Origin of the sequence: Lysinibacillus sp. G01H (genome assembly GCF_028872195.1) — a bacterium.
Lineage (GTDB): Bacteria > Bacillota > Bacilli > Bacillales_A > Planococcaceae > Lysinibacillus > Lysinibacillus capsici.
This window is the reverse complement of record NZ_CP118397.1, coordinates 3,493,886-3,517,335: the sequence shown is the minus strand read 5'-3', so window position 1 is coordinate 3,517,335 and position 23,450 is coordinate 3,493,886. Positions and strand designations below refer to the sequence as shown.

Below are 23,450 nucleotides of genomic sequence, written 5' to 3'. Positions count from 1 at the left end.
AATGACTCAAGCAATCGTCCAAGAAACGAAAAAAAGAAATACCTTATTGCGCAAGTTGCTAAAAAATAAATTAGCGACAATTGGGTTAATCATTGTCACTTTAATGGGTATTGTTGCTATTTTTGCCCCATTGATTGCTACCCATCCACCGAATGAAATGATTGTCGGTAAATCGTTTTTACCGATGAATACAGAAGGACATTTGTTAGGAACAGATAACTATGGTCGTGATTTGTTTAGTCGCTTAGTTTACGGTACAAGAATCTCAATGATTGTTGGGATTGCAGCAGTGCTATTTGGTGCTGTGTTTGGCACACTGCTAGGCTTAGTGGCAGGGTATTTTGGTGGACGCATTGATTCCATTATCATGCGCACAATGGATGGTCTTTTCGCATTCCCGTTTATATTATTAGCTATTACATTAATGACGGTATTAGGGCAAGGACTTGTCAATGTCATTGTTGCGATTGGTATTGCTAATATTCCAGGTTTCGCACGTCTTGTTCGAGGACAGGTGTTAAGTGTAAAAGAGGAAGAATTCGTTGAAGTAACGCATTCTTTAGGTGCTACACATACGAGGATCATTTTTAGCCATATATTACCGAACTGTTTGGCACCTTTAATTGTCTATGGAACGATGAGCACAGCTGGCGCTATCATTTCAGAAGCTGCCCTTAGCTTTTTAGGATTAGGCGTTCAACCACCGACAGCTTCATGGGGCAGTATATTAAAAGATGGCAAAGACTTTTTAGTATTAAATCCCCAAATGGCGACATTTTCAGGCATTTGTATTTTATTAACAGTTCTTGGAATTAACCTATTAGGGGATGGATTGCGCGATGCATTAGATCCGAAAATGAAAGTTTAATGGAAGGGGGTGGAGTCATGACTGAACGTTTACTAGATGTAGAAAACTTAACAGTAGAATTTAAAAGTGGCGGCTCTACAATGAAAGCTGTTAATGGAGTAAATTTACAATTAAATAAGAAGGAAACACTAGGTATTGTGGGAGAGTCAGGATCAGGAAAAAGTGTTACAGCCACTGCTCTCATGCGTTTAATTCCATCTCCGCCAGGAAAAATAACGAATGGAAAAATTCTATTTAATGGCCGCGATTTAATAGGAATTTCTGAAAAGGAAATGCGCAATGTACGAGGCAATGACATCTCAATGATTTTCCAAGACCCTATTACAAGTTTGAATCCTGTATTAACAGTAGGCAATCAAATTATTGAAGTGATTCAAGCACATGAAACAATATCGAAGAAAGATGCTGCTATCAAAGCCGTTGATATGTTAAAAATGGTTGGGATTCCTGAGCCAGAGAAACGATTAAAAATGTATCCTCACGAATTTTCAGGTGGAATGCGTCAGCGTGTCATGATTGCTATTGCCCTAGCTTGTAACCCGAAACTACTCATTGCTGATGAGCCAACAACTGCCCTAGATGTAACTGTACAAGCTCAAATTCTTGATTTAATGAAAAAATTACAACAAGAACACGATACAGCCATTATTATGATTACGCACGATTTAGGTGTGGTTTGGGAGCTATGTGACAAAGTAAATGTTATGTATGCAGGTCGTACAGTAGAGTCTACTACAACAAGACAGCTCTATGAAAAACCTTTACATCCCTATACGTGGGGATTATTAGAGTCTCAAATTACAATGGGGACACAAGAGCAACAAAGGCTGCCAGCTATTCCAGGTAGTCCGCCAGATTTAACAATGCCACATAGTGGCTGTCACTTCTCAGCACGATGTCCTTTAGCAACAGATATTTGTCGTAGTACGGTGCCTGACTTAGTGGAAGTACAGGACAACCATTTTGTAGCCTGCCATTTACAAGCAAAAGATCAAATTGTCCCAAGGAAGGAGGGAATTTTTAATGCAACAGTACAATGAACTTGTCTTAAAGGTAAGTAATTTAAAAAAGCATTTTCCCATTAAAAGTTCAATTCCTTTTAAAAAACCAACACAATTTGTGAAGGCGGTAGATGGTGTAAGTTTTGAGTTATATAAAGGCGAGACACTGGGGATTGTGGGAGAGTCGGGGTGTGGTAAATCGACAGTCGCCCGTTTAATCAACCAGCTAATTTCACCAACAGAGGGGATAGTTGAATTTAAGGGAACGGATTTAGCAAGCTTAAATTCAAAAGATATCCGCTCTGCTCGAAAATCCATCCAAATGGTTTTCCAAAATCCTTATGCATCACTCGATCCTCGTAAAACGATTGAATATCTTATTGCTGAGCCATTAGTGATTCATGGGATTGGTGATGAGGCATCCCGTAAAAAGCGAGTAGTTGAATTACTTGAAACGGTCGGATTAAGTGCCTACCATGCAAAGCGCCATCCACATGAATTTTCTGGTGGACAGAGACAACGCATTAATATTGCTCGGGCTCTTGCACTGAATCCAGATATTGTGGTGTGTGATGAACCTGTTTCTGCATTAGATGTCTCTGTACAGGCTCAGGTTATCAATCTATTAAAAGATTTACAGAAAGAATTCGGTTTAACCTATATTTTTATTTCACATGATTTGAATGTGGTGAACTACATGTGTGATCGTATTGCTGTCATGTATTTAGGGAAAATAGTGGAAATTGGTTCATACAAGGAAATTTATGAGAAACCTCAGCATCCTTATACACAAGCCTTGTTATCGGCCATACCTAAGGAAAATCCTTTTGATAAAAAGGACCGTATTATTTTATCTGGAGATGTTCCAAGCCCTGTTAATCCTCCGAGTGGCTGTGCATTCCATAAGCGTTGTCGTTTTGCTACAGAAAAATGTGCAGAGGTCCAACCGACACTTGATACAGTATCAGCTACACATCAAGTATCGTGTCATTTATTTAAGTCGATACAGCAAGAAGTATCATCCATTTAACGAAAGATAAAATTTATTGAAGCAGAAAAAGGAGCGGACTGATTATGTCATTGAAGCATGTTATTGAATTATACGAGGTAATGGATAGTATTTATGTAAACGGAGACACGATTAAAGAGTATTTACACAATATTGATTCCACAGCAGATGTCAAGGTAAAAACTATTCAAGGCGAAAGCGGCTCAACTGATTTTGTTCGCGTCCTCGTGAAAGGAAAGAACGGTAAATCCTCTGGCGGGAATGCACCTACATTAGGAATTATAGGACGATTAGGTGGTATTGGAGCACGCCCTGAAATGACAGGCTTTGTATCAGATGGAGACGGTGCACTAGCATGTCTGGCAGGAGCAGCCAAAGCTATTGATATGGCCTTAAAGGGTGATCAACTAGAGGGTGACGTTATTTTCTCCACACATATTTGTCCAACAGCTCCAACCTTACCACATGAGCCAGTGCCATTTATGAACTCTCCAGTGGATATTAGTGTCATGAACGAAAATGAAGTAGAAGATACAATGGATGCTATTCTATCCATCGATACAACAAAAGGCAATCTAGTATGTAACCATAAAGGATTTGCTATAACTCCAACTGTCAAAGAAGGTTACATATTAAAAATTAGTGATGATTTATTGCACGTTTATACACAATCTGCTGGCATTTCTCCAGTTGTTCTGCCGATCACGATGCAAGACATTACACCATATGGGAATGGTTTATTCCATATCAATAGTATTTTACAACCAGCAGTTGCAACATCTAGCCCTGTTGTAGGTGTAGCGATTACAACTGAATCTGTTGTGGCAGGCTGTGCAACAGGTGCAACCCATGTCACAGATGTAGAAAATGTTGTGCGATTTGTGTTAGAGGTAGCAAAAACTTATGGTGCTAATAAATGCTCTTTCTTTGATGAAACACAATTTACACATATGAAAGGCTTATATGGTAGCATGAGTCATTTACAAACGAAAGGAAAAGAGGTACACACACATGAATGATTTACAAGCACTTAAAGCTCAATTAGTAGATGCAGTTGAAAATCATCAAGATGAATTGATAGCGTTTTGTTCAAAGCTCATTCAAATTCCAAGTGTCAATCCTCCGGGGGATACGACTGAAATAACAGCTTTTATCGAAAATTATTTAAATGAAGTAGGCATTACTTATCAAAAATATGAAGCTGCAGATAAAATGTTTAATTTAGTAGCTTCTATTGGAAATGGGGAAGGAAAAGAACTCGTTTATTGTGGCCATACCGATGTTGTTCCTGTCGGTGATCTATCAAAATGGGATTTTGATCCGTTTTCAGGAGAAGTGAAGGATGGCTGGATGCTTGGCCGTGGGGCGAGTGATATGAAAGCCGGTTTAGCAGGTATTATTTTTGCAACAAAGCTATTAAAGAAACTGAACATTGAACTACCAGGGAAATTAACTTTGGCGATCGTACCAGATGAAGAAACTGGCGGTGAATTCGGTGTTCCTTGGCTGTTAGAGCGAGGCTATGTGCAGGGAGATGGTTGTTTAATCGCTGAGCCCTCTTCACCTTTAAACCCAACCATTGGACAAAAGGGCTCTTACTGGTTTGAATTAGAGGTGCGTGGGGAACCTGGTCATGGAAGTCTATCACCATTGGCTGGACGAAATGCCATTGTCGATGCAATTCGAGCTATAGAAGAGATTCGCAAACTATGGGATGTAGAAATAACAATTCCTGAAGAGGTACAGCCACTTATTAAGGTATCAAAAAAATACATGCGTGAAGTGGAGAAAGATCGCTTGAAATATCAAGAAGTTTTAGAGAAAATTACTGTAAATATTGGTACAATTGAGGGAGGTACGAAGTCAAACGTAATCCCAGATTACTGTAAGGTCCAGGTCGATTGTCGTTTACCATTTGGTATTACACAAGAAGAAGTAACTGAAATCTTGACAACTAAACTAGATGGCTTGGCTATCGATTATTCAATCCAACGTTTTGGCTTCAAAAGCGTCGCCAATTATACGCCTGCTGAAAATCCTGTATGCCAATCGATAGTGGAAAGTATATCGTATGTGACAGGGCAAGAGGCATATGGTGTCATGCAATGGGCAAGCAGTGACGCTCGTCATTTCAGACAATATGATATTCCTGTATTGCAATACGGCCCAGCTTATTTACCAAGTATTCATGGTTATAATGAAAAAGTGCGTGTTGAGGATATCGTACGCTGTGCAAAAGTTTATATAACTGCTGCTGTTGATTTCCTATATCAAAAGTAAGAGATTAGCTACTCTCTTACTTTTGATAAAGTGATATCAGGTGCTGACGGCTGCTAAATCTGTCAATTATTTCCCCCTTAAGAGAGAGATTTGCAGCCGTTTGTACAGATAAATAGTTCAGAAGGATGAGAGATATGCTAAAGACATTAAATTTATCAATTGCGGTTTTAAAAATGTTTACAAAGGAAAAGCCCACATGGGGTGGTCGAGAGTTAGCACTGGCGATGAACATGAATCATACAAATTTATATCGCATTCTTGAAACCTTCGAAAATAATGGGTTTATTACAAAAGATCCTATAACAAAAAAATATTCTCTGGGAATTGCACTATGGGAAATAGGTATGAATATGTATGATTCATTAAACATAGATCAGCTATGTATGCCAGTTCTTGAAAAATTAAAGGATGTCACTGGTGAAACAGCCATTTTTACCGTACTGAATGGACTGGAAGCGTTAACATTATTGAAAGCAGAGCCTGTAAATAAGGTGAAGTTTACAGTTTCAAGAGGAAGTAGATCGCCACTGTATGTAGGAGCATCTTATCGTTCGATGCTTGCTTTTTTAAATGAAGAACAAATTGCAAAGGTTATAGATGAACCATTAACAGCTTATACAAATAATACAATGACAGATGCCACAGAAATAAGGGCAGAGCTAGAAAAAATTAGAACATGTGGCTATGCACTTAGTAACAGTGAGTATTCGGTCGATGTATTGGCGCTAGCTATGCCTATATTTAATAGTGAGGAACAGGTCGTAGCGTCTATTACCGTTTCTGGACCAATTTATCGTTTTACAGAGCAACGTGTTCCTGAGTTTTTGGGACCTTTAACGGAAGCTAGAAATGAAATAGAAGGAATTATTCGTAGATATCATTTGAATTTTAATTAAGGAGTCCTATTATGCATCATTTACATGACATTGCACTAAATGTTTTAAAAGGCAATTTAAATGTTCAATCTTCAGAGTCACTATTAATTTTGACGGATAGCCACAAACAAGACATCGCGAAAAATTTTTATGAAGCTGGACTGTCAATTACTGCAAATACAATGTTCATGGTGATGCCCCTGTTAGAGAAATCAGGGCAGGAGCCAATCCATGCAGTTTCTGAGCTTATGGCAAATGCCGATGTTACACTGTGTATTACCTCCCACTCCCTAACACATACATTGGCTCGTAAACATGCCTGTGAAAAGGGTGGACGTGTAGCAACAATGCCAGGGGTAACATTGGAGATGCTGGAGCAAGGTGCCCTTCATGCAGATGCACAGGAGATCGAAGCTACAGTAGAAAAATATGTCCTTTTACTTGATACGGCAAAAGATATTCGTATTATCAAGGATGGCCATGAGCTGACGTTCAGTGTAGAAGGTCGTTTCGGCATTCGTTCCACAGGGGTGATTCGTCAACCTGGTGAGTATGGGAATATTCCTTCAGGAGAATCCTATATTGCACCAATAGAAACATCAGCGAATGGAGAGATTTTAGTAGATGGTTCTATTGCTAATATTGGTGTCTTAAAAGAGCCATTATTATTAAAAATAAAGAATGGTCGCTTAGAAGAAGCAATCGGTCCTGATGGTCCACGACTACTGGCATTACTTGGTGAAGGCAATGGTAGAGTTATTGCTGAGTTTGGCATTGGAGCCAATAAAAGTGCTATCCTATGTGGCAATGTATTAGAGGATGAGAAAGTGTATGGGACCATCCATATCGCTTTTGGCAGTAATGCGCCATTTGGTGGAGCCAATGCGTCAGATGTTCATATTGATTGTGTTGTGAAAAGTCCTATCGTCTATTTTGACGGTCAGCAAGTAATTTAAAGAAAAGCGTGTCTTCCTATGAAGCACGCTTTTTTCATGCTTTATAAGACTGTAGCTTAGGGTTGCTTGTCATTGTAGGTTTACAATATAGTTAATAGAGATAGGAATAGGAATAGGAATAGGAATTGGAATGATGATTAAATTCTGTCCATAAAATAGAAGTAATGATGAAGAAAGTAACTTTTGTTTTGCAACAAGAAAGAACGTGAGGGTGAAGAGATGTTAACATTTACAGATTTACATGGCCTACAAGTAGATTTGAGTTTTACAAGAGGCGAATTTAAAGTAAAACCTAAACACGTCCTTGTCCTTTTAAAGTATGAAAATAAATGGTTATGTACTGTCCATAAACGACGTGGTGTAGAAGTGCCAGGGGGGAAATTAGAAGAAGGCGAAACATTAGAGGAGGCGGCGATTCGAGAAGTTTTTGAAGAGACGGGTGTTCATGTGAAAAATCTTCAATGGTTTGCAGAGTATGCAGTGTATGATGAAATCGTTTTTTGTAAAACTGTTTTCACTGCACAATTTTTAGCGCAAGAGGATATAGAATTTGATTTAGAAACGTCAGGCATGCTTTGGTTAACCGATGAAGAATTTGTTCAGCATCCTAACTTGAGTTTTCACATGAAGGATGAGGGGATGAAGAAAATGCTGGAGGAGCTGAAACATCGTGACATACAATGGTGATATTATCGAAAAACGCCCCTATCCTTCACCAAATCCAGCTATACGTTTAACGGAAATAACCTATCTTTCACAGGGCTTACGTATAAAAGGACTATTAGCAGAGCCAAAGGCAGAAGGTACATATGATGGCTTTTTATATTTAAGAGGCGGCATGCAAAGCATTGGGATGGTCAGACCCTCTCGTATTGCACAATTTGCGGCGCAGGGCTTTATCGTATTTGCCCCATATTATCGTGGGAATCGTGGGGGAGAGGGTCGTGACGAGTTTGCAGGGGCAGACCGTTACGATGCGGTCTATGCCGTAGATGTACTCAAACAATTCTGCAATGACAATATCCATGTTTTTGGTTTTTCACGAGGTGGTATTATGGCTCTGTGGACAGCCATTTTAAGAAGGGATATTACTTCTGTTGTAACATGGGCAGGTGTTTCTGATGCAACGGCCACCTATTGGGAACGTACAGATATGCGCAGGATGATGAAGCGCGTTATTGGAGGAACACCTAATCGTGTACCAGAAGCGTATGATGCAAGAACACCTCTTTTTGAGATAGAGCGAATAACAGCTCCCGTTCTTATCATTCATGGCTATCGTGATGAAAATGTGGATATTGAACATGCCAGACAATTGGCATTTTTTTTAGAAGAAGCAAATAAATCATTCGAAACTTGGTATGATCTTCACTATGCACATCAATATCCACCAGCAAAAAATCGTGAAACTGTCCGTGCTCTTTGCAAGTGGATGAAACAACAATAAAGCGTAGAGAAAACAAAAAGACAAAGGGAACGAATAATTTGTTCCCTTTGTCTTTTATATAGACGTTACTTTAATGGGCCACCAAGTGTAGTGATGGCTTCAGAAACGTTTGAGAATTTCTTGAAGTTTTCGTTGAATAAGCCTGCAAGCTCAGCAGCTTTTGCATCGTATGCAGCTTTATCTGCCCAAGCTTCACGAGGATTTAACACTTCTGAAGGTACTCCTTCAACTGCTGTTGGAATGTGTAAACCAAACACAGCATCTTGTGTTGTTTCAACATCTGCTAATTTACCATCGATTGCTGCACGGACCATTGTACGTGTGTATGAAAGTTTCATACGGCTACCTGTGCCATATTCGCCACCAGTCCAACCAGTGTTTACTAAGTATACCTGTGCACCGTGCTCGTCAATTTTTTGACCTAACATTTCTGCGTATACTGTTGCGGGAAGCGGAAGGAAAGGAGAACCGAAGCAAGTAGAGAATACTGGTTCTGGCTCAGTCACACCACGTTCAGTTCCAGCAAGTTTAGAAGTGAACCCGCTTAGGAAGTGATACATTGCTTGTTCTTTTGTTAATTTACTGATTGGAGGTAACACGCCAAATGCATCAGCTGTTAGGAAGATGATTGTTTTTGGATGACCTGCAACAGAAGGATCAACGATATTTTCGATATATTGGATTGGATAAGCTACACGTGTATTTTCTGTTAGTGAACCATCGTCATAGTCACAAATACGAGTTTCTGGATCAACAGCTACGTTTTCTAATACAGAGCCGAAGCGGATTGCATTGTAGATTTCTGGTTCTTTTTCAGCAGAAAGGTTGATTGTTTTTGCATAGCAACCACCCTCAATGTTGAACACACCATTATCAGACCAACCGTGTTCATCGTCACCGATTAGCTTACGATCAGGATCAGCTGATAACGTCGTTTTACCAGTACCAGATAGACCGAAGAATAACGCCACATCGCCAGCTTCACCAACGTTTGCTGAGCAGTGCATTGAAAGAATACCTTGTTGTGGTAATAAGTAGTTCATGATACCAAAGATAGATTTTTTCATTTCACCAGCATATTCTGTACCACCAATTAAAATAATTTTCTTTTCAAGTGATACGATGATGAATGTTTCAGAAGCAGTACCATCAACCGCAGGATCTGCTTTAAAGTTAGGAGCTGAGATGACAGTGAAGTCAGCAACATGAGAAGCTAATTCATCTGCTGTTGGACGGATAAATAATTGATGAGCAAAAAGATTGTGCCATGCGTATTCATTAATAACTTGAATGCTTAATTGTGAATCTTTGTCAGCACCTGCAAAGCCTTTGAATACGAATAACTCGTCACGTTCTTTTAAATATTTTATTACTTTTACATATAGGTTATCGAACACTTCAGAAGAAATTGGTTGGTTTACTTTACCCCAGTCAATTTGATCTTTTGTGCTTTCTTCTTCTACCGTATATTTATCTTTAGGTGAACGACCAGTGTATTTGCCAGTTTCTGCACGAACTGCGCCATCTACTGTTAACATTGCTTCACCACGAGATGTAGCTTTTTCTGCTAATTGTGGTACTGAAAGTTGAACATTAATGTTACCGCCGTTTAATAATTCCTTCAGTTCGTTTGCAATTTCTACTGAATTCATCGATTAAATACCATCCTTTTTTATAGTATTCCCTTGATTTAGAGGGATTTTTTCTTAATTTCAAAAATAGTATAACACAATTGCTTAAATAATCTATACTAATTAAGAAATTATTTTAGAGTTTTTACCACTTTTCAATAAACTGACAAAAAATAATGTTTTTCGAGGAGAATACCATCAATCCTACTGTAATTAGGCATGAAGATTGAGCCACACATATGTTACCACAAGTAGCTAGGTATGTTGTAGGGATTAATTTGCTTCTATTTACATCATCATCCAAGTATGAAAAGTTTTTGTGTAATAAGTTCTTTCCTTTCTATACAGTAATACATAAGAAAATATTTGACAACGTTCGACCTTTTCAGTAACATGAGATTGAACGGATACTCTTATCCCGAGCTGGTGGAGGGTCAGGCCCTGTGAAACCCGGCAACCTGCATGAACTATTTCACGACATGCGTTGGTGCCAACCTGATGCAAGGGAACATCCCTTGAACGATAAGAGTGAAAGGTTACGCAGTCATTATTCCTTTCCTCATGTAAAGTAACGTGAGAAAAGGATTTTTTTATTGTTAAAAATCAATGTAAAGGTAAGTATATGTAGTTCTTTCCTTATTATAATGACGGATCTTTCGAAATCCTCGTGTTAAAAGCAGCAGTAACGGCTTGAGAGTTCAATCCTTAGGAGCGGACTTGACATGGGTAATGAGTACCGTATTCATACACAACTACTTATTGTAAGAGTATTTAGGAGGAAAACCAAATGACAAACCGTCGACTGTTTACATCAGAGAGTGTAACAGAAGGACATCCAGATAAGATTTGTGACCAAATCTCGGATGCCATTTTAGATGCTATTTTAGCAGAAGATCCAAATGCACGTGTAGCGTGTGAAACAACTGTAACAACAGGATTAGTATTAGTAGCAGGAGAAATTACAACTTCTACTTATGTAGATATTAAAGGTATTGTTCGTGACACTGTAGCTGAAATTGGCTATACACGAGGTAAATATGGCTTTGATGCTGAGAACTTAGCGGTGCTTGTGGCAATTGGTGAACAATCACCTGATATTGCTCAAGGTGTTGATCAGGCATTAGAGGCACGTGAAGGCTCTATGACAGATGCAGATATTGAAGCAATTGGTGCTGGTGACCAAGGCTTAATGTTTGGCTATGCATGTAATGAAACACCAGAGCTAATGCCATTACCAATTAGCTTGGCACACAAATTAGCACGCCGTTTAACAGAAGTACGTAAATCAGGTGAACTTGCCTATTTACGTCCTGATGGTAAAACGCAAGTAACGATAGAATATGATGACAATAATGTACCGGTTCGCGTGGATACAATTGTTATTTCAACACAGCATGATGAAGAAGCAACACTTGAACAAATTCAAGCAGATTTAAAAGAATTTGTTATTGCACCAGTTGTACCAAGTGAATTATTAGATGCTAATACGAAATACTTTATCAATCCAACTGGCCGTTTTGTAATTGGTGGACCAAAAGGTGATGCTGGATTAACAGGACGTAAAATCATTGTTGATACATACGGTGGTTATGCACGTCACGGTGGTGGTGCCTTCTCAGGTAAGGATGCAACCAAGGTAGACCGTTCAGCGGCATATGCAGCACGTTATGTAGCGAAAAATATCGTAGCAGCTGGCTTAGCAGAGCGTGCTGAAGTGCAACTCGCTTATGCGATTGGCGTTGCGCAGCCTGTTTCCATTGCTGTCGATACATTTGGCACAGGTAGAGTGAAAGAAAGCGAGATCGTTGAATGGGTACGCGAGCTATTCGATTTACGCCCAGCAGGTATCATTAAAATGCTTGATCTTCGTCGTCCCATTTATAAACAAACTGCTGCATATGGACATTTTGGTCGTACAGATTTAAATGTACCATGGGAGCAAATTGATAAAGCAGACGCGTTACGAGAAAAAGCATGTTTATAAACTATTGAACTAAAGTAATGAAGTCATTAGAAAATTATTCTAATGTATTAATAAGCAAAGGAGCAATATTGCTCCTTTTGTTTTTTTATAAAAAATACCTCGCTAGGATTCGTGAACATATTCGGTACACGAAAACGCGAGGGATTTTTTCGTTGGTATTAATTTTTTTGTGTAGATTATTTATTTTTGAAGTGATTTATAATATTGACCTTTTTCTGCGTATTCTCGTACGATGCGTTCCATATCCTCTTTATCCTCAGCATTTAATTCTCGGACAACTTTTGCTGGACGACCTAAAGCTAGACTATTTGGAGGAATGACTTTACCAGGAGGTACTAGGCTTCCTGCTCCAATAAATGCACCTTCTCCAATCTCAGCTCCGTCTAAAATAATGGATCCCATACCAATTAAGGCATTTTTGCGAATTGTACAACTATGTAAAGTGACTTGGTGTCCAACTGTTACCTCATCTTCAATAATGAGCGGATATTTTGGGCTTTGGTGTAAACAGCAAAGATCTTGAATACTGACACGTTTACCGATAATCGTTGGGGAAACATCACCACGAATAACCGTATTAAACCAAATGGTTGTTTCGGCGCCAATTGTTACGTCGCCCGTAACAGTTGCATAATCAGCAATGAAAACAGATGGATCGATCTTTGGCGTTTTATCTTTAAATGGATAAATCATGAAAATCGCCTCTTTTCTTTCTATAATGTAGTATTATCGTATCAAATACGCAACATTATGGAAATATAAAATTAAAATGTGCTATTTATTTCGATATAATCAAAGTGTAATTATTTTTTAGGAGGACTATGTAAATGTGGAAATGGGAAGCTGATGGACAAGCAAAAGCTGTGATTGCTATTCTTCATGGTGCTTATGAAAATCACCGTTGGTATGCATGGCTGATAGAGAAATTAAGATTAGAAGGCTTCCACATAGTCATGGGGGATTTACCGAATCATGGGGGTAATGCAAGGTTTGCTCGAGTCCATGATGAAGACTTCAAATTGTACAATAAGTATACAAGAAACCTGATTGAGAATGCTTTTTCATATAATTTACCAACCTTTGTAATAGGACATGGACTAGGTGCAACATTAATCCTCCATACAATGCAAAAGAGACAATATGAATGTGCGGGCATTATTTTAACATCACCTTGGTTGCAACTAAAGCTATTACCAGGTAAATTAACAAATGCTTTAACAAGTCTAAGTGCGTTAACAGCGAATGTTAAATTGACACATGACATTACATTAGAGAAATTAACGCGTAGTGTTGAAGGCAGAGAAGAAATGAAAGATGAGGTACCGCTCATGTCTGTTGTTTCTGTGAAATGGTATCGAGAGCTTCAGCAGATGATGAAAAATTTAGTGATGCTGCCTAAAGGTGAAATGCCAAATATGCCTATGCTCATTATGACAGCTGAGAAGGATAAAATTACGGACACTCGCCAAACTCGAAATTGGCTTCATCAACAGGAATTCACGGAATTTCAGTTTAAAGAATGGGCAAATTGTTATCATAATTTATTCCATGAGGGAGAGCGCGAAGAAATTTTTATGTATATACGAGATTTTATTAATAATGCTCTTCGAAGAATTGGTTATATAATTAAATAGGTTTATACCCTTCCATTTACTAGGTTACTTACTTAAATATTGTTACTCAAAAATAATATTGTAATTTTCTGAAAAGTGTAATACTATAATGATCTAAAGTAAGGTATTTTAAATTGGAGGGGTAAAATGGATGTAATTGTGGAGAAGTTGAATGGTATTTTATGGGGACCATGGTTTATTTATGGTATCTTATTGATTGGGTTATTTTTCTCAATTATCACAAGGTTCCTACAGGTAAGGCACATTAAAGATATGTTTGTTTTAATGTTTAAAGGGGAGAAATCGGAAAAGGGAATATCTTCTTTCCAAGCAATGTCTATCGCATTATCAGGACGTGTAGGTACAGGTAATATTGCTGGTACTGCGACAGCAATTGGAATGGGAGGACCTGGTGCTGTCTTTTGGATGTGGGCAATCGCTTTCATTGGTGCGGCTACCGCGTATGTAGAGTCAACATTAGCTCAAATCTATAAAGAAGAGAAAGATACAGAATATCGTGGTGGACCGGCCTTTTACATAGAAAAAGGAATGGGTCAAAAATGGTTTGCAGTTATTTTTGCTGTAGCTGCTTTAATTGCAATGTTAATTTTGATGCCTGGTGTGCAGTCAAATGCCATCGCAGGTGCTGTTGAAAACGCTTTCGGTTTGGATACATGGATCACAGGACTTATAATTGTTGTGTTACTAGGTGCTATTATCATTGGTGGTATTAAATCGATTGCAAACGCTGCTCAAATAATTGTACCATTTATGGCATTAGCTTATATCATTATGGCCATTATCATTATCTTTATGAATATTTCACAAGTACCAACAGTTATCGGATTAATTTTTTCTAGTGCCTTTGGGGCTCAAGAAATTTTTGGCGGCGTTATTGGTTCAGCGATTGCTTGGGGTGTTAAACGTGGAATTTACTCCAATGAAGCTGGTCAAGGAACTGGAGCTCACCCTGCGGCAGCTGCGGAAGTATCGCATCCTGCTAAGCAAGGAATTGTTCAAGCAGCGTCTGTGTATATTGATACATTATTAATTTGTTCTGCTACGGCCTTTATGATTTTATTTACAGGTATGTATAATGTGCAAGATGAAAAGGCAGCTGAAGGCGCAGATCCATTTATTCATGTTGGAGAATTCAATAGTGGTGGATTAGCAGGCGATGAGCAAATGACTTTTGCGAAAAGTATTGAAGCAGGAGCTGCGTATACACAATATGCAGTTGACTCATCATTACCTGGCTTTGGAGCTCCGTTTGTAGCCATAGCGTTATTCTTCTTTGCCTTTACAACAATTATGGCTTACTACTATATTGCAGAAACAAATGTTGCTTACTTATTTAGAGGTAGCACAGAAAAGGTATTCATCTGGATTGCCAAAATTGCCATTTTAGTTGCGGCCTTCTATGGTACAATCCGTACGTCTGGTCTAGCATGGGCAATGGGTGATGTAGGCCTTGGTCTGATGGTTTGGATTAATGTTATAGCTATTTTAATTATTATGAAACCAGCTATTGTTGCATTAAAAGATTACGAGAAACAGAAAAAAGAAGGAAAAGACCCAGTCTTTGATCCTCGTAAATTAGGAATTAAAGGTGCAGATTTCTGGGTTGACTATAATGAAAAACGTAATAACAAGTAGATAAAGCAAGGCGATCAGCTAGTTTGATAGAAACTAGCTGATCGCCTTTTAGCTTGTCCTCAACAATAGTATTAAATAGGATATTCTTTCATTTTTTCTAACGCAATGACGAATGGTGGATCATTTTGTTGATTAAGAAATGCGTATTTTAAGACATGGATATATTTTTGTGGAAGTTGACTTACATAATCAATGACCTTATCACGTTCTTCTTTTCCACCTGGATGACCATGATAAATAACAAGAACAATCAAACCGCCCACTTTCAAGAGCTTTAATATATCTTCAAGAGCTTGAATTGTTGTATTAGGCCTTGTAATAATATCATGGTTGCTACCAGGTAAATAGCCGAGATTAAAGATTGCCGCAGCTACTGGCTTGTGTACAAACTGTTTGACTTCTTCATGCCCTTTATTTAAAACGAGTGCTCGATGTTCTAAACCATGATCTAAAAGTCGAAGGAGTGTCGTGTCAACCGCCTTTTTTTGGACATCAAAGGCATAAACTTGTCCTTCATCCCCAACAAGCTGTGCCAGAAACAATGTGTCATGACCGTTTCCAGCAGTTGCATCAACAACTGTATCTCCCTCTTCTATATTATCTTTTAATAACTGCTGGGCATATTGTAAAACGCGTTGTAGTTTCATTTCGTAACCTCTGTCTTATACAACTTCCCTTGCCAACTACCACGACGTTCAAGCTCAGCGTCAATGCCATTCAGTACTTCCCATTTATTGACACTCCACATTGGTCCAATCATTAAATCAATCGGTCCATCACCTGTAATACGATGAATGACCATCTCTGGTGGTAAAATTTCCAATTGGTCTGCTACTAGTTTTGTATAGACATCTTGATCTAAAAACTCTAGCATACCTTTTTCATATTGCTTCACCATAGGCGTTCCTTTTAATAGATGAAGTAAGTGGATTTTAATGCCTTGGACATCTAATTGAGCAACTGCTCGTGCCGTTTCCATCATCATGTCATAGTCTTCGAGAGGCAACCCATTAATGATATGTGAGCAAACACGAATGCCATGCTTACGCAATTTTTCAACGCCTTCCACATACGTTGCATAATCATGGGCGCGATTAATAAGATTAGCCGTTTTCTCATGCACCGTTTGTAGACCGAGCTCAATCCATAAATACGTCCGTTCATTTAACTCTGCTAAATATTCGACAACATCATCGGGTAAACAATCAGGGCGAGTAGCAATAGAAAGACCTACTACACCTTCTTGCGCTAAAGCTGCTTCAAATTTTTCTTTTAAAACTGGCAAAGGGGCATGTGTATTTGTGTAGGCTTGGAAATAAGCCATGTATTTGCCATCCTTCCATTTCTGATGCATTTTGTCTCGGATTTCAGCAAATTGAACATCAATTGGATCTACCTTATTGCCAGCAAAATCACCAGAACCTGCAGCACTGCAAAATGTACAGCCACCGAAAGCGACTGTGCCGTCGCGGTTAGGGCAATCAAATCCTGCATCTAAGGCCACTTTAAATACTTTATGACCAAATTGGTCACGTAAATAGCGATTCCATGTATAGTATCTTTTCCCCTCTGAAGGAAAAGGAAAATTCGTCTCTGTCATTTATTTCACTCCTCTAACGCTCTATTCTATCATGTGCATTTCGTTCCGTCATGGGGTAAGGGTATTATCAAGATTTGGATAAAGAAAAATGGAAAGGAACATAACTAAATATGATGGAAAATAGGATAGAAGTCTTGTAAAAAAGGTAAAATTATTTTCCTTGTACTTTTAAGTATTTCAGCATACACTAGCTATTTAGAGAAGCGAAATAATGGAGGTCATTCTATGCCAAAACGTGTTTGGTTTTTAATTATCGGAATGCTTGTGAACACAACAGGCAACTCTTTTTTATGGCCTTTGAATGCCATTTATATGCATGATTATTTAGGCAAATCTTTAGCTATGGCTGGTTTTGTCTTAATGTTGAATTCTGCTGCTGGAGTAATAGGCAATCTATTAGGTGGTTACTTATTTGATAGAATTGGTGGCTATAAAGCTATTATGCTTGGTATTCTGTTAACGATTGCTTCATTAATTGGCTTAACAATTTGGCATGGTTGGCCACATTATGTGTGGTTTTTAACGATACTAGGCTTTAGTGGGGGCATTGTTTTTCCGGGTATGTTTGCCTTAGCTGGAGCTGCCTGGCCCGAAGGTGGACGTAAGGCTTTTAATACTATCTATTTAGCACAAAATGTCGGTGTTGCCGTAGGTCCTGCCCTTGCAGGTATAGTGGCAGATTATCAATTTGACTATGTGTTTAAAGTAAATTTAGGTATGTATATTTTATTCTTTTTCATTGCCTTATTTACATTTAAGCGTTTGGAGGCGGGCAGTATTGCACCTAAAAATGTCTTGAGTGAAAGTAAACGAATCGTAAACAAGGCCCCTTTCTATGCTTTGTTAATAATTAGTGCATCCTCTGTTTTATGCTGGCTAGCATATTCTCAATGGAGTGCAACCATTTCATCTTATACACAAGATTTAGGATTGGGATTAAAGCAATACAGCCTACTTTGGACAATCAACGGTCTTCTAATTGTCATTGGGCAACCACTCATTGCACCGCTCGTAAAGCGGTGGGAACACAATTTAAAGCGTCAGTTAGTATTTGGTGTAACGCTGATCGCACTTTCCTTTGGTATTATTGCCTTTGCAAATGATTTTAAAATGTTTGGAGCAGCGATGCTTGTCTTAACATTTGGCGAAATGTTTTATACGCCAGCATTACCAACGATTGCTAATCAACTGGCACCAAAAGGTCGTCAAGGATTCTATCAAGGGATTATCAATAGTGCTGCTACTGGAGGACGGATGATTGGTCCACTATTTGGTGGTATTATGGTAGATCAATTTGGCATGATTCCTCTCGTTTTAACATTGGTGGTCATCGTACTATTGGCGATTATTCCATGTTTAACATACGATTATCCTTTAAAGAAGAACAAAATAGTAGCAGATTAATACACTGAAAAGAGCAAAAACGAGTGTTAAGCACTTGTTTTTGTTCTTTTTTTTTTATAGTAGATATTGAAAAAATGTTGTGACAGGATTACAATCATACATATTCAAATATTTGAATATGTAGTTATATGGAGGGGTTTTTTATGGAAGAGGGCTTACAACAGTTTAAAGCAGATTTTTTCAAAGCATTAGCACATCCGTTACGCATTAGAATACTTGAACTCCTTGTAGATGGACAGAAAAGTGTCAATGAGATTCAAGATTGCTTAGAGAAAGAGGGTTCTGCTGTTTCTCAGCAATTAAGTGTATTGCGTGCTAAAAATATTGTTTATGGCGTCAAGGAAGGCAAAAAAGTTTATTATTCTTTAAGTGACCCAATGATTGGTGCATTACTTGGGGTGGCAAAGGATATTTTTAATAACCATTTGGTTCATACCATTTCGAGATTAGAGGAAATGACAAGTAATGAAGGTGACGAAGAGAATAAGTAAATCAATGATGATGACAAATTGGGCTTTGCTTATTATTTCGAAGGGAAGATTTATCTATGAAGTCACTGTTTACAGGACGCTTTGAAGGATATTCAGTTCAACATGTAAAGAAGGATTTATTGTCAGGGATTATTGTGGGAATCGTTGCTATTCCGCTTGCCATGTCCTTTGCCATAGCATCGGGTGTGAAACCAGAATATGGGATTTATACGGCTTGCATTGCAGGTATTCTTATTTCTCTCTTTGGCGGTTCTAAATATCAAATAGGAGGGCCTACGGGGGCGTTTGTGCCAATTCTATTGGGGATTGTACTTACCTATGGTTATGAAGATTTATTACTTGCGGGTTTAATGGCAGGGGTATTGCTTTGTGTCATGGGCTTTTTTAAGTTAGGGACTTTAATTAAGTTTATTCCACGTCCTGTAACAGTTGGTTTTACAGCAGGGATAGCTGTGATTATTTTTACAGGTCAAATCGCTAACTTTCTAGGCCTAACAAATGTTAAAAGACATGAATATTTTATCGCCAACATACAGGAAATCATTAAGCAGCTTGGTACGACAAATACGTATAGTATTCTTACTGCCGCCGTATGCTTGGCGACAATAATGATAACACCAAAGTTTTTTCCAAAGGTTCCTGGAGCATTAGCGGGTATCATTGTCTCTACACTGATGGCAACTTTCTTCTTTTCAGGACAAGTTGCTACTATTGCAACCGCTTATGGTCAGATTCCTAATACATTACCTCATTTCGCCTTACCGAACATCACGCTCGAACGATTACAACAACTTATTGGTCCCGCGTTTGTCATTGCAATGCTAGGTGGTATTGAGTCTCTATTATCGGCAGTTGTGGCGGATGGAATGACAAATAGTAAGCATAACAGTAATCGTGAGTTAATTGGTCAGGGGATTGCTAATATTGTGACGCCTTTATTCGGTGGTATTCCAGCAACAGGCGCCATTGCACGCACAGCGACCAATATCAAAACAGGCGCAGTATCTCCCATGTCGGGTATCATTCATGGTGTGTTTGTTTTAATCACATTATTGTTATTAGCTCCATATGCATCTCATATTCCGTTAGCAAGCATGGCTCCGGTACTGATGGTCGTAGCCTGGAATATGAGTGAACGACATCATTTTTCACATATCGCAAAATTAAAATCAGGCGACACACTAGTATTATTGATTACCTTTTTATTAACGGTATTCACTAGTCTTACATTAGCAGTTGAGGTAGGGCTTGTGCTGGCTGTGCTATTATTTGCGAAACGCATGAGTGAAAAGCTTGTTGTTACAAAAGTACTTCCAGATCATTCAAATAAAAGTGAAAAGGTACAGCCACATGTAGTGCATCAGCAGCATGATTGCCCGCAAATTAGTATGTACACAATTGAAGGGCCGTTGTTTTTTGGTGCTGCACAAATGTTTGAACAAACGATTGAAAGTACTTTGCATCAGCAACCAAGAGTTTTGATATTACGGATGGGGAAAGTGCCCTTTATGGATTCTACTGGAGAAGCATATTTTAGCAATATCATTGAAAATTATACAGCACAGGGCGGTACTATTTTGGTAACGGGTGTGCAAGGAGATGTAAAGGATGCTCTGCAGCACAATGGACTTTACGATAAAATAGGCGCGCAGCATTTTTTTCAGCATACTGGAGAAGCGATTACAAAAGCTTTCCATTATTTAAACGTCAATCAATGTATTGGTTGTCAGCACTTTGCTTTTCATGAATGTCAGGATTTATCAAAGTCTAAGGAAGAAAAGGATTTAATTGTTCAGTAATGGGTAAGCTGTAAACAAAGGCTTGTGCTTTTCAATACTTTCCATTAGAATAAATGCAATATCATGTAAAGACTGTGATGAGGAATAGTAGATTTGTGGTTCTTTTTAGAGAGCTAGCGGTTGGTGGGAGCTAGTAAGAATGCAAGTTGAACTCGCCTTCTGAGTCTGCCCGCGTGAAACAACGTGTGTCGTTTCTTCCGCGTTAAGGAAGCTTGAGCCGAGTGTAATCACTAATTTGGGTGGTACCGCGGGAGTACAAATTCTCTCGTCCCTTCTATAAGAAAGGGGCGAGTTTTTTTATTTTTTAAATATTTTGTCAATTATGATGGAGAGCAGCACGATCAATCGAAGGAGGAAAAAAAATGAGTTTTAATCATGAACAAATTGAAAAAAAGTGGCAGCAATATTGGGCTGATAACAAAACATTTAAAACTGAAAATGAAACAGCGAAGCCTAAATTTTATGCATTAGATATGTTCCCTTATCCATCTGGCGCAGGACTTCATGTAGGCCATCCAGAGGGGTATACGGCAACTGATATTCTATCACGCTTTAAACGTATGCAAGGCTATAATGTACTTCATCCAATGGGCTGGGATGCTTTTGGTTTACCGGCTGAGCAATATGCACTTGATACAGGGAATGATCCAGCTGAATTTACAGCTAAAAATATTGCGACATTTAAACGACAAATTCAAGAGCTAGGCTTCAGCTATGATTGGGATCGCGAAATTAACACAACTGATCCAGAGTATTATAAATGGACACAATGGATTTTTATCCAGCTTTATAAGAAAGGTTTAGCTTATGTGGATGAAGTAGCTGTTAACTGGTGTCCAGCACTTGGTACGGTATTAGCTAACGAAGAAGTAATTGATGGGAAATCAGAGCGTGGTGGTCATCCAGTAGAACGCCGACCAATGAAGCAGTGGATGCTTAAAATTACAGCCTATGCTGACCGTTTAATCGATGACTTAGAAGAAGTTGATTGGCCTGAATCTATTAAAGATATGCAACGCAATTGGATTGGCCGTTCAGAAGGGGCAGAAGTGACATTTGCCATTGACGGTTCAGATCAAAACTTCACAGTTTTCACAACACGTCCTGATACATTGTTTGGTGCTACATACTGTGTGCTTGCACCAGAGCATAAATTAGTGGAACAAATTACAACAGCTGACCAACGCCAAGCTGTTGAGGCTTATTTAGAGAAAGTTAAAATGAAATCTGACCTAGAGCGTACAGATTTAGCGAAAGAAAAAACAGGCGTATTTACAGGTGCTTATGCAGTGAATCCGATTAACGGTAAAAAAGTGCCAATTTGGATTGCTGACTATGTGTTAGTGTCTTATGGTACAGGTGCTATTATGGCGGTGCCAGCACATGATGAGCGTGACTATGAATTTGCAACTGAATTTGGCTTAGACATCGTTCCTGTCCTTGAAGGTGGAGACATTAGCAAAGAAGCATTTACAGGTGATGGTCAACATATTAACTCTGAATTCCTGAATGGCTTAAATAAAGCAGATGGCATTGCGAAAGCCATTGAATGGTTAGCGGAAAAAGGTGTAGGGGAGAAGAAAATTTCTTATCGTCTACGTGACTGGTTATTCTCCCGTCAGCGTTATTGGGGTGAACCAATTCCAATGATTCATTGGGAAGATGGCACGATAACGCCAGTTCCAGAATCAGAATTACCATTAATGCTACCAAAAACAGATAATATCCGTCCATCAGGTACTGGTGAATCACCATTAGCAAATATTGATGAATGGGTAAATGTTGTCGACCCAGAGACAGGTAAAAAAGGGCGTCGTGAAACAAATACAATGCCGCAGTGGGCAGGTTCGAGCTGGTACTTCCTACGCTATATCGACCCTACAAATACAGAGGCGATTGCAGACCCAGAGTTACTAAAACGTTGGTTACCAGTGGATATTTATATTGGTGGTGCGGAGCATGCTGTATTGCATTTACTATACGCTCGCTTCTGGCATAAAGTTCTCTATGATTTAGGCGTTGTTCATACAAAAGAGCCATTCCAAAAATTATTTAACCAGGGAATGATTCTAGGTGAAGGTAACGAGAAAATGTCTAAATCTAAGGGTAATGTTGTCAACCCAGATGAAATCATTACGTCACATGGTGCCGATACATTACGTTTATATGAAATGTTCATGGGCCCACTTGAGGCTTCTGTTGCATGGTCTACAAATGGTTTAGATGGAGCACGCCGCTTCTTAGACCGTATCTGGCGTCTATTTGTCAATGAAGAAGATGGCACAATTTCAGCAAAAATCCAAGTGTCTAACGATCAATCACTTGAAAAATCATACCACCAAACAGTGAAAAAAGTGACAGAGGATTATGAAGGCATCCGCTTTAACACAGCTATTTCACAAATGATGGTCTTTATTAATGATTGCTATAAAGCTGATGTGATTCCAACGGCTTATGCTGAAGGCTTTGTGAAAATGCTAGCACCAATCGCTCCGCATATTGCAGAAGAACTATGGCAACTATTAGGTCACAATTCAACACTTTCTTACGAGCAATGGCCAACCTATGATGAAGCAAAGCTTGTGGATGATGAAGTAGAAATTGCTGTACAGGTTGCTGGTAAAGTACGTGCGAAGATTGTTGTAGCAAAAGATGCGTCAAAAGAGGACATCGAAAAAGTAGCACTTGCTGATGAAAAGGTTCAAGAATATATGGCAGGAAAGAGCTTAGTGAAAATCATCGTTATTCCAGGCAAACTTGTCAATATTGTCGTCAAATAAAGAGCTATAAAGTAAAAATGTACATTACTAAATTCAATTTTAGTAATGTACATTTT

General features: G+C 38.7%; 20 protein-coding genes, 1 riboswitch and 1 other annotated feature. Of the genes, 16 read left to right on the top strand and 4 right to left on the bottom strand.

The genetic code is table 11. The features are described from left to right. Position 1: 1 nt before the first annotated feature. The 9 genes from PSR12_RS17765 to PSR12_RS17725 all read left to right on the top strand — a co-directional run bounded on the left by PSR12_RS17765 (position 2) and on the right by PSR12_RS17725 (position 8,436). On the top strand, positions 2-868 hold the full coding sequence (locus tag PSR12_RS17765) for an ABC transporter permease (protein ID WP_004225950.1): 867 nt from the start codon (positions 2-4) through the stop codon (positions 866-868). A gap of 17 nt (positions 869-885) precedes the next feature. Further along, the gene (locus PSR12_RS17760; protein ID WP_221681067.1) at positions 886-1,908 is read left to right on the top strand and encodes an ABC transporter ATP-binding protein; all 1,023 of its coding nucleotides are present in this window, start codon (positions 886-888) and stop codon (positions 1,906-1,908) included. Continuing rightward, positions 1,892-2,899 carry an ABC transporter ATP-binding protein gene (locus PSR12_RS17755; protein WP_004225956.1) on the top strand — a complete coding sequence of 336 codons (1,008 nt, stop codon included), beginning with the start codon at positions 1,892-1,894 and terminating at the stop codon, positions 2,897-2,899. Before PSR12_RS17760 ends, PSR12_RS17755 begins: the two co-directional genes overlap by 17 nt. Before the next feature lie 44 nt (positions 2,900-2,943). After that, positions 2,944-3,897 carry a DUF1177 domain-containing protein gene (locus PSR12_RS17750; protein ID WP_221681065.1) on the top strand — a complete coding sequence of 318 codons (954 nt, stop codon included), beginning with the start codon at positions 2,944-2,946 and terminating at the stop codon, positions 3,895-3,897. Further along, complete coding sequence (locus PSR12_RS17745) at positions 3,890-5,158, top strand: M20 family metallopeptidase (RefSeq protein WP_274769981.1); 1,269 nt, start codon at positions 3,890-3,892, stop codon at positions 5,156-5,158. The genes PSR12_RS17750 and PSR12_RS17745 overlap by 8 nt, the downstream gene beginning before the upstream one ends. Before the next feature lie 134 nt (positions 5,159-5,292). After that, the gene (locus PSR12_RS17740) at positions 5,293-6,054 is read left to right on the top strand and encodes an IclR family transcriptional regulator (protein WP_221681063.1); all 762 of its coding nucleotides are present in this window, start codon (positions 5,293-5,295) and stop codon (positions 6,052-6,054) included. A gap of 11 nt (positions 6,055-6,065) precedes the next feature. After that, positions 6,066-6,989, top strand: coding sequence for an aminopeptidase (locus PSR12_RS17735; RefSeq protein WP_257520389.1), 924 nt, complete (start codon positions 6,066-6,068; stop codon positions 6,987-6,989). 219 nt (positions 6,990-7,208) lie between these two features. Further along, a complete protein-coding gene (locus tag PSR12_RS17730) occupies positions 7,209-7,676 on the top strand; it encodes an NUDIX domain-containing protein (RefSeq protein ID WP_257520388.1) in 468 nt (155 codons plus the stop codon). Next, positions 7,660-8,436 (top strand): alpha/beta hydrolase family protein, encoded by a 777-nt coding sequence (locus PSR12_RS17725; RefSeq protein WP_257520387.1) that lies wholly within the window; start codon positions 7,660-7,662, stop codon positions 8,434-8,436. Before PSR12_RS17730 ends, PSR12_RS17725 begins: the two co-directional genes overlap by 17 nt. 65 nt (positions 8,437-8,501) lie before the next feature. On the opposite strand, the gene pckA is transcribed toward PSR12_RS17725, so the two are convergent. Next, positions 8,502-10,088 carry a phosphoenolpyruvate carboxykinase (ATP) gene (gene pckA, locus PSR12_RS17720; RefSeq protein WP_066038097.1) on the bottom strand — a complete coding sequence of 529 codons (1,587 nt, stop codon included), beginning with the start codon at positions 10,086-10,088 and terminating at the stop codon, positions 8,502-8,504. Between the two features lie 389 nt (positions 10,089-10,477). Next, positions 10,478-10,596: riboswitch (SAM riboswitch) on the top strand. A 258-nt stretch (positions 10,597-10,854) separates the two neighbouring features. Between pckA and metK the strand changes: the two genes are divergently transcribed. After that, complete coding sequence (gene metK, locus PSR12_RS17715; RefSeq protein ID WP_221681059.1) at positions 10,855-12,051, top strand: methionine adenosyltransferase; 1,197 nt, start codon at positions 10,855-10,857, stop codon at positions 12,049-12,051. Between the two features lie 180 nt (positions 12,052-12,231). Here the strand turns inward: metK and PSR12_RS17710 are convergent, their stop codons facing one another. Continuing rightward, entirely contained in the window at positions 12,232-12,744 is a 513-nt protein-coding gene (locus PSR12_RS17710) for a gamma carbonic anhydrase (protein ID WP_016994472.1), read from the bottom strand. 134 nt (positions 12,745-12,878) lie between these two features. On the opposite strand from PSR12_RS17710, the gene PSR12_RS17705 reads away from it, so the two are divergent. Continuing rightward, a complete protein-coding gene (locus PSR12_RS17705) occupies positions 12,879-13,685 on the top strand; it encodes an alpha/beta hydrolase (protein WP_221681057.1) in 807 nt (268 codons plus the stop codon). 126 nt (positions 13,686-13,811) lie between these two features. Further along, on the top strand, positions 13,812-15,320 hold the full coding sequence (locus PSR12_RS17700) for an alanine/glycine:cation symporter family protein (RefSeq protein WP_221681056.1): 1,509 nt from the start codon (positions 13,812-13,814) through the stop codon (positions 15,318-15,320). A 71-nt stretch (positions 15,321-15,391) separates the two neighbouring features. Here PSR12_RS17700 and PSR12_RS17695 read toward each other — a convergent pair whose 3' ends face one another. Beyond that, complete coding sequence (locus PSR12_RS17695; protein WP_257520386.1) at positions 15,392-15,967, bottom strand: tRNA 5-(aminomethyl)-2-thiouridylate-methyltransferase MnmM; 576 nt, start codon at positions 15,965-15,967, stop codon at positions 15,392-15,394. Beyond that, complete coding sequence (locus tag PSR12_RS17690) at positions 15,964-16,920, bottom strand: tRNA modification radical SAM protein MnmL/YtqA (protein ID WP_004225990.1); 957 nt, start codon at positions 16,918-16,920, stop codon at positions 15,964-15,966. Before PSR12_RS17690 ends, PSR12_RS17695 begins: the two co-directional genes overlap by 4 nt. 225 nt (positions 16,921-17,145) lie before the next feature. On the opposite strand from PSR12_RS17690, the gene PSR12_RS17685 reads away from it, so the two are divergent. The 4 genes from PSR12_RS17685 to leuS all read left to right on the top strand — a co-directional run bounded on the left by PSR12_RS17685 (position 17,146) and on the right by leuS (position 23,394). After that, positions 17,146-18,324 carry an MDR family MFS transporter gene (locus PSR12_RS17685; protein ID WP_221681053.1) on the top strand — a complete coding sequence of 393 codons (1,179 nt, stop codon included), beginning with the start codon at positions 17,146-17,148 and terminating at the stop codon, positions 18,322-18,324. 143 nt (positions 18,325-18,467) lie between these two features. Continuing rightward, positions 18,468-18,815: an ArsR/SmtB family transcription factor gene (locus PSR12_RS17680; protein ID WP_221681052.1), complete on the top strand. Its 348-nt coding sequence runs from the start codon at positions 18,468-18,470 to the stop codon at positions 18,813-18,815. Positions 18,816-18,871: 56 nt separating this feature from the next. Next, entirely contained in the window at positions 18,872-20,614 is a 1,743-nt protein-coding gene (locus PSR12_RS17675; RefSeq protein WP_274769977.1) for a SulP family inorganic anion transporter, read from the top strand. Between the two features lie 65 nt (positions 20,615-20,679). Continuing rightward, positions 20,680-20,890, top strand: a binding site (T-box leader). Positions 20,891-20,976: 86 nt separating this feature from the next. Beyond that, on the top strand, positions 20,977-23,394 hold the full coding sequence (gene leuS, locus PSR12_RS17670) for a leucine--tRNA ligase (protein ID WP_274769975.1): 2,418 nt from the start codon (positions 20,977-20,979) through the stop codon (positions 23,392-23,394). Positions 23,395-23,450 lie beyond the last annotated feature (56 nt).

Bases quoted from the DNA above. Each gene is read 5' to 3' on its own strand.
- PSR12_RS17755 (WP_004225956.1), top strand. From the start codon at position 1,892: ATGCAACAGTACAATGAACTTGTCTTAAAGGTAAGTAATTTAAAAAAG.
- PSR12_RS17700 (WP_221681056.1), top strand. From the start codon at position 13,812: ATGGATGTAATTGTGGAGAAGTTGAATGGTATTTTATGGGGACCATGG.
- PSR12_RS17705 (WP_221681057.1), top strand. From the start codon at position 12,879: ATGTGGAAATGGGAAGCTGATGGACAAGCAAAAGCTGTGATTGCTATT.
- metK (WP_221681059.1), top strand. From the start codon at position 10,855: ATGACAAACCGTCGACTGTTTACATCAGAGAGTGTAACAGAAGGACAT.
- PSR12_RS17690 (WP_004225990.1), bottom strand. From the start codon at position 16,920: ATGACAGAGACGAATTTTCCTTTTCCTTCAGAGGGGAAAAGATACTAT.
- PSR12_RS17675 (WP_274769977.1), top strand. From the start codon at position 18,872: ATGAAGTCACTGTTTACAGGACGCTTTGAAGGATATTCAGTTCAACAT.
- PSR12_RS17685 (WP_221681053.1), top strand. From the start codon at position 17,146: ATGCCAAAACGTGTTTGGTTTTTAATTATCGGAATGCTTGTGAACACA.
- PSR12_RS17750 (WP_221681065.1), top strand. From the start codon at position 2,944: ATGTCATTGAAGCATGTTATTGAATTATACGAGGTAATGGATAGTATT.
- PSR12_RS17765 (WP_004225950.1), top strand. From the start codon at position 2: ATGACTCAAGCAATCGTCCAAGAAACGAAAAAAAGAAATACCTTATTG.
- PSR12_RS17735 (WP_257520389.1), top strand. From the start codon at position 6,066: ATGCATCATTTACATGACATTGCACTAAATGTTTTAAAAGGCAATTTA.
- PSR12_RS17760 (WP_221681067.1), top strand. From the start codon at position 886: ATGACTGAACGTTTACTAGATGTAGAAAACTTAACAGTAGAATTTAAA.
- PSR12_RS17695 (WP_257520386.1), bottom strand. From the start codon at position 15,967: ATGAAACTACAACGCGTTTTACAATATGCCCAGCAGTTATTAAAAGAT.
- pckA (WP_066038097.1), bottom strand. From the start codon at position 10,088: ATGAATTCAGTAGAAATTGCAAACGAACTGAAGGAATTATTAAACGGC.
- PSR12_RS17710 (WP_016994472.1), bottom strand. From the start codon at position 12,744: ATGATTTATCCATTTAAAGATAAAACGCCAAAGATCGATCCATCTGTT.
- PSR12_RS17740 (WP_221681063.1), top strand. From the start codon at position 5,293: ATGCTAAAGACATTAAATTTATCAATTGCGGTTTTAAAAATGTTTACA.
- leuS (WP_274769975.1), top strand. From the start codon at position 20,977: ATGAGTTTTAATCATGAACAAATTGAAAAAAAGTGGCAGCAATATTGG.
- PSR12_RS17730 (WP_257520388.1), top strand. From the start codon at position 7,209: ATGTTAACATTTACAGATTTACATGGCCTACAAGTAGATTTGAGTTTT.
- PSR12_RS17745 (WP_274769981.1), top strand. From the start codon at position 3,890: ATGAATGATTTACAAGCACTTAAAGCTCAATTAGTAGATGCAGTTGAA.
- PSR12_RS17680 (WP_221681052.1), top strand. From the start codon at position 18,468: ATGGAAGAGGGCTTACAACAGTTTAAAGCAGATTTTTTCAAAGCATTA.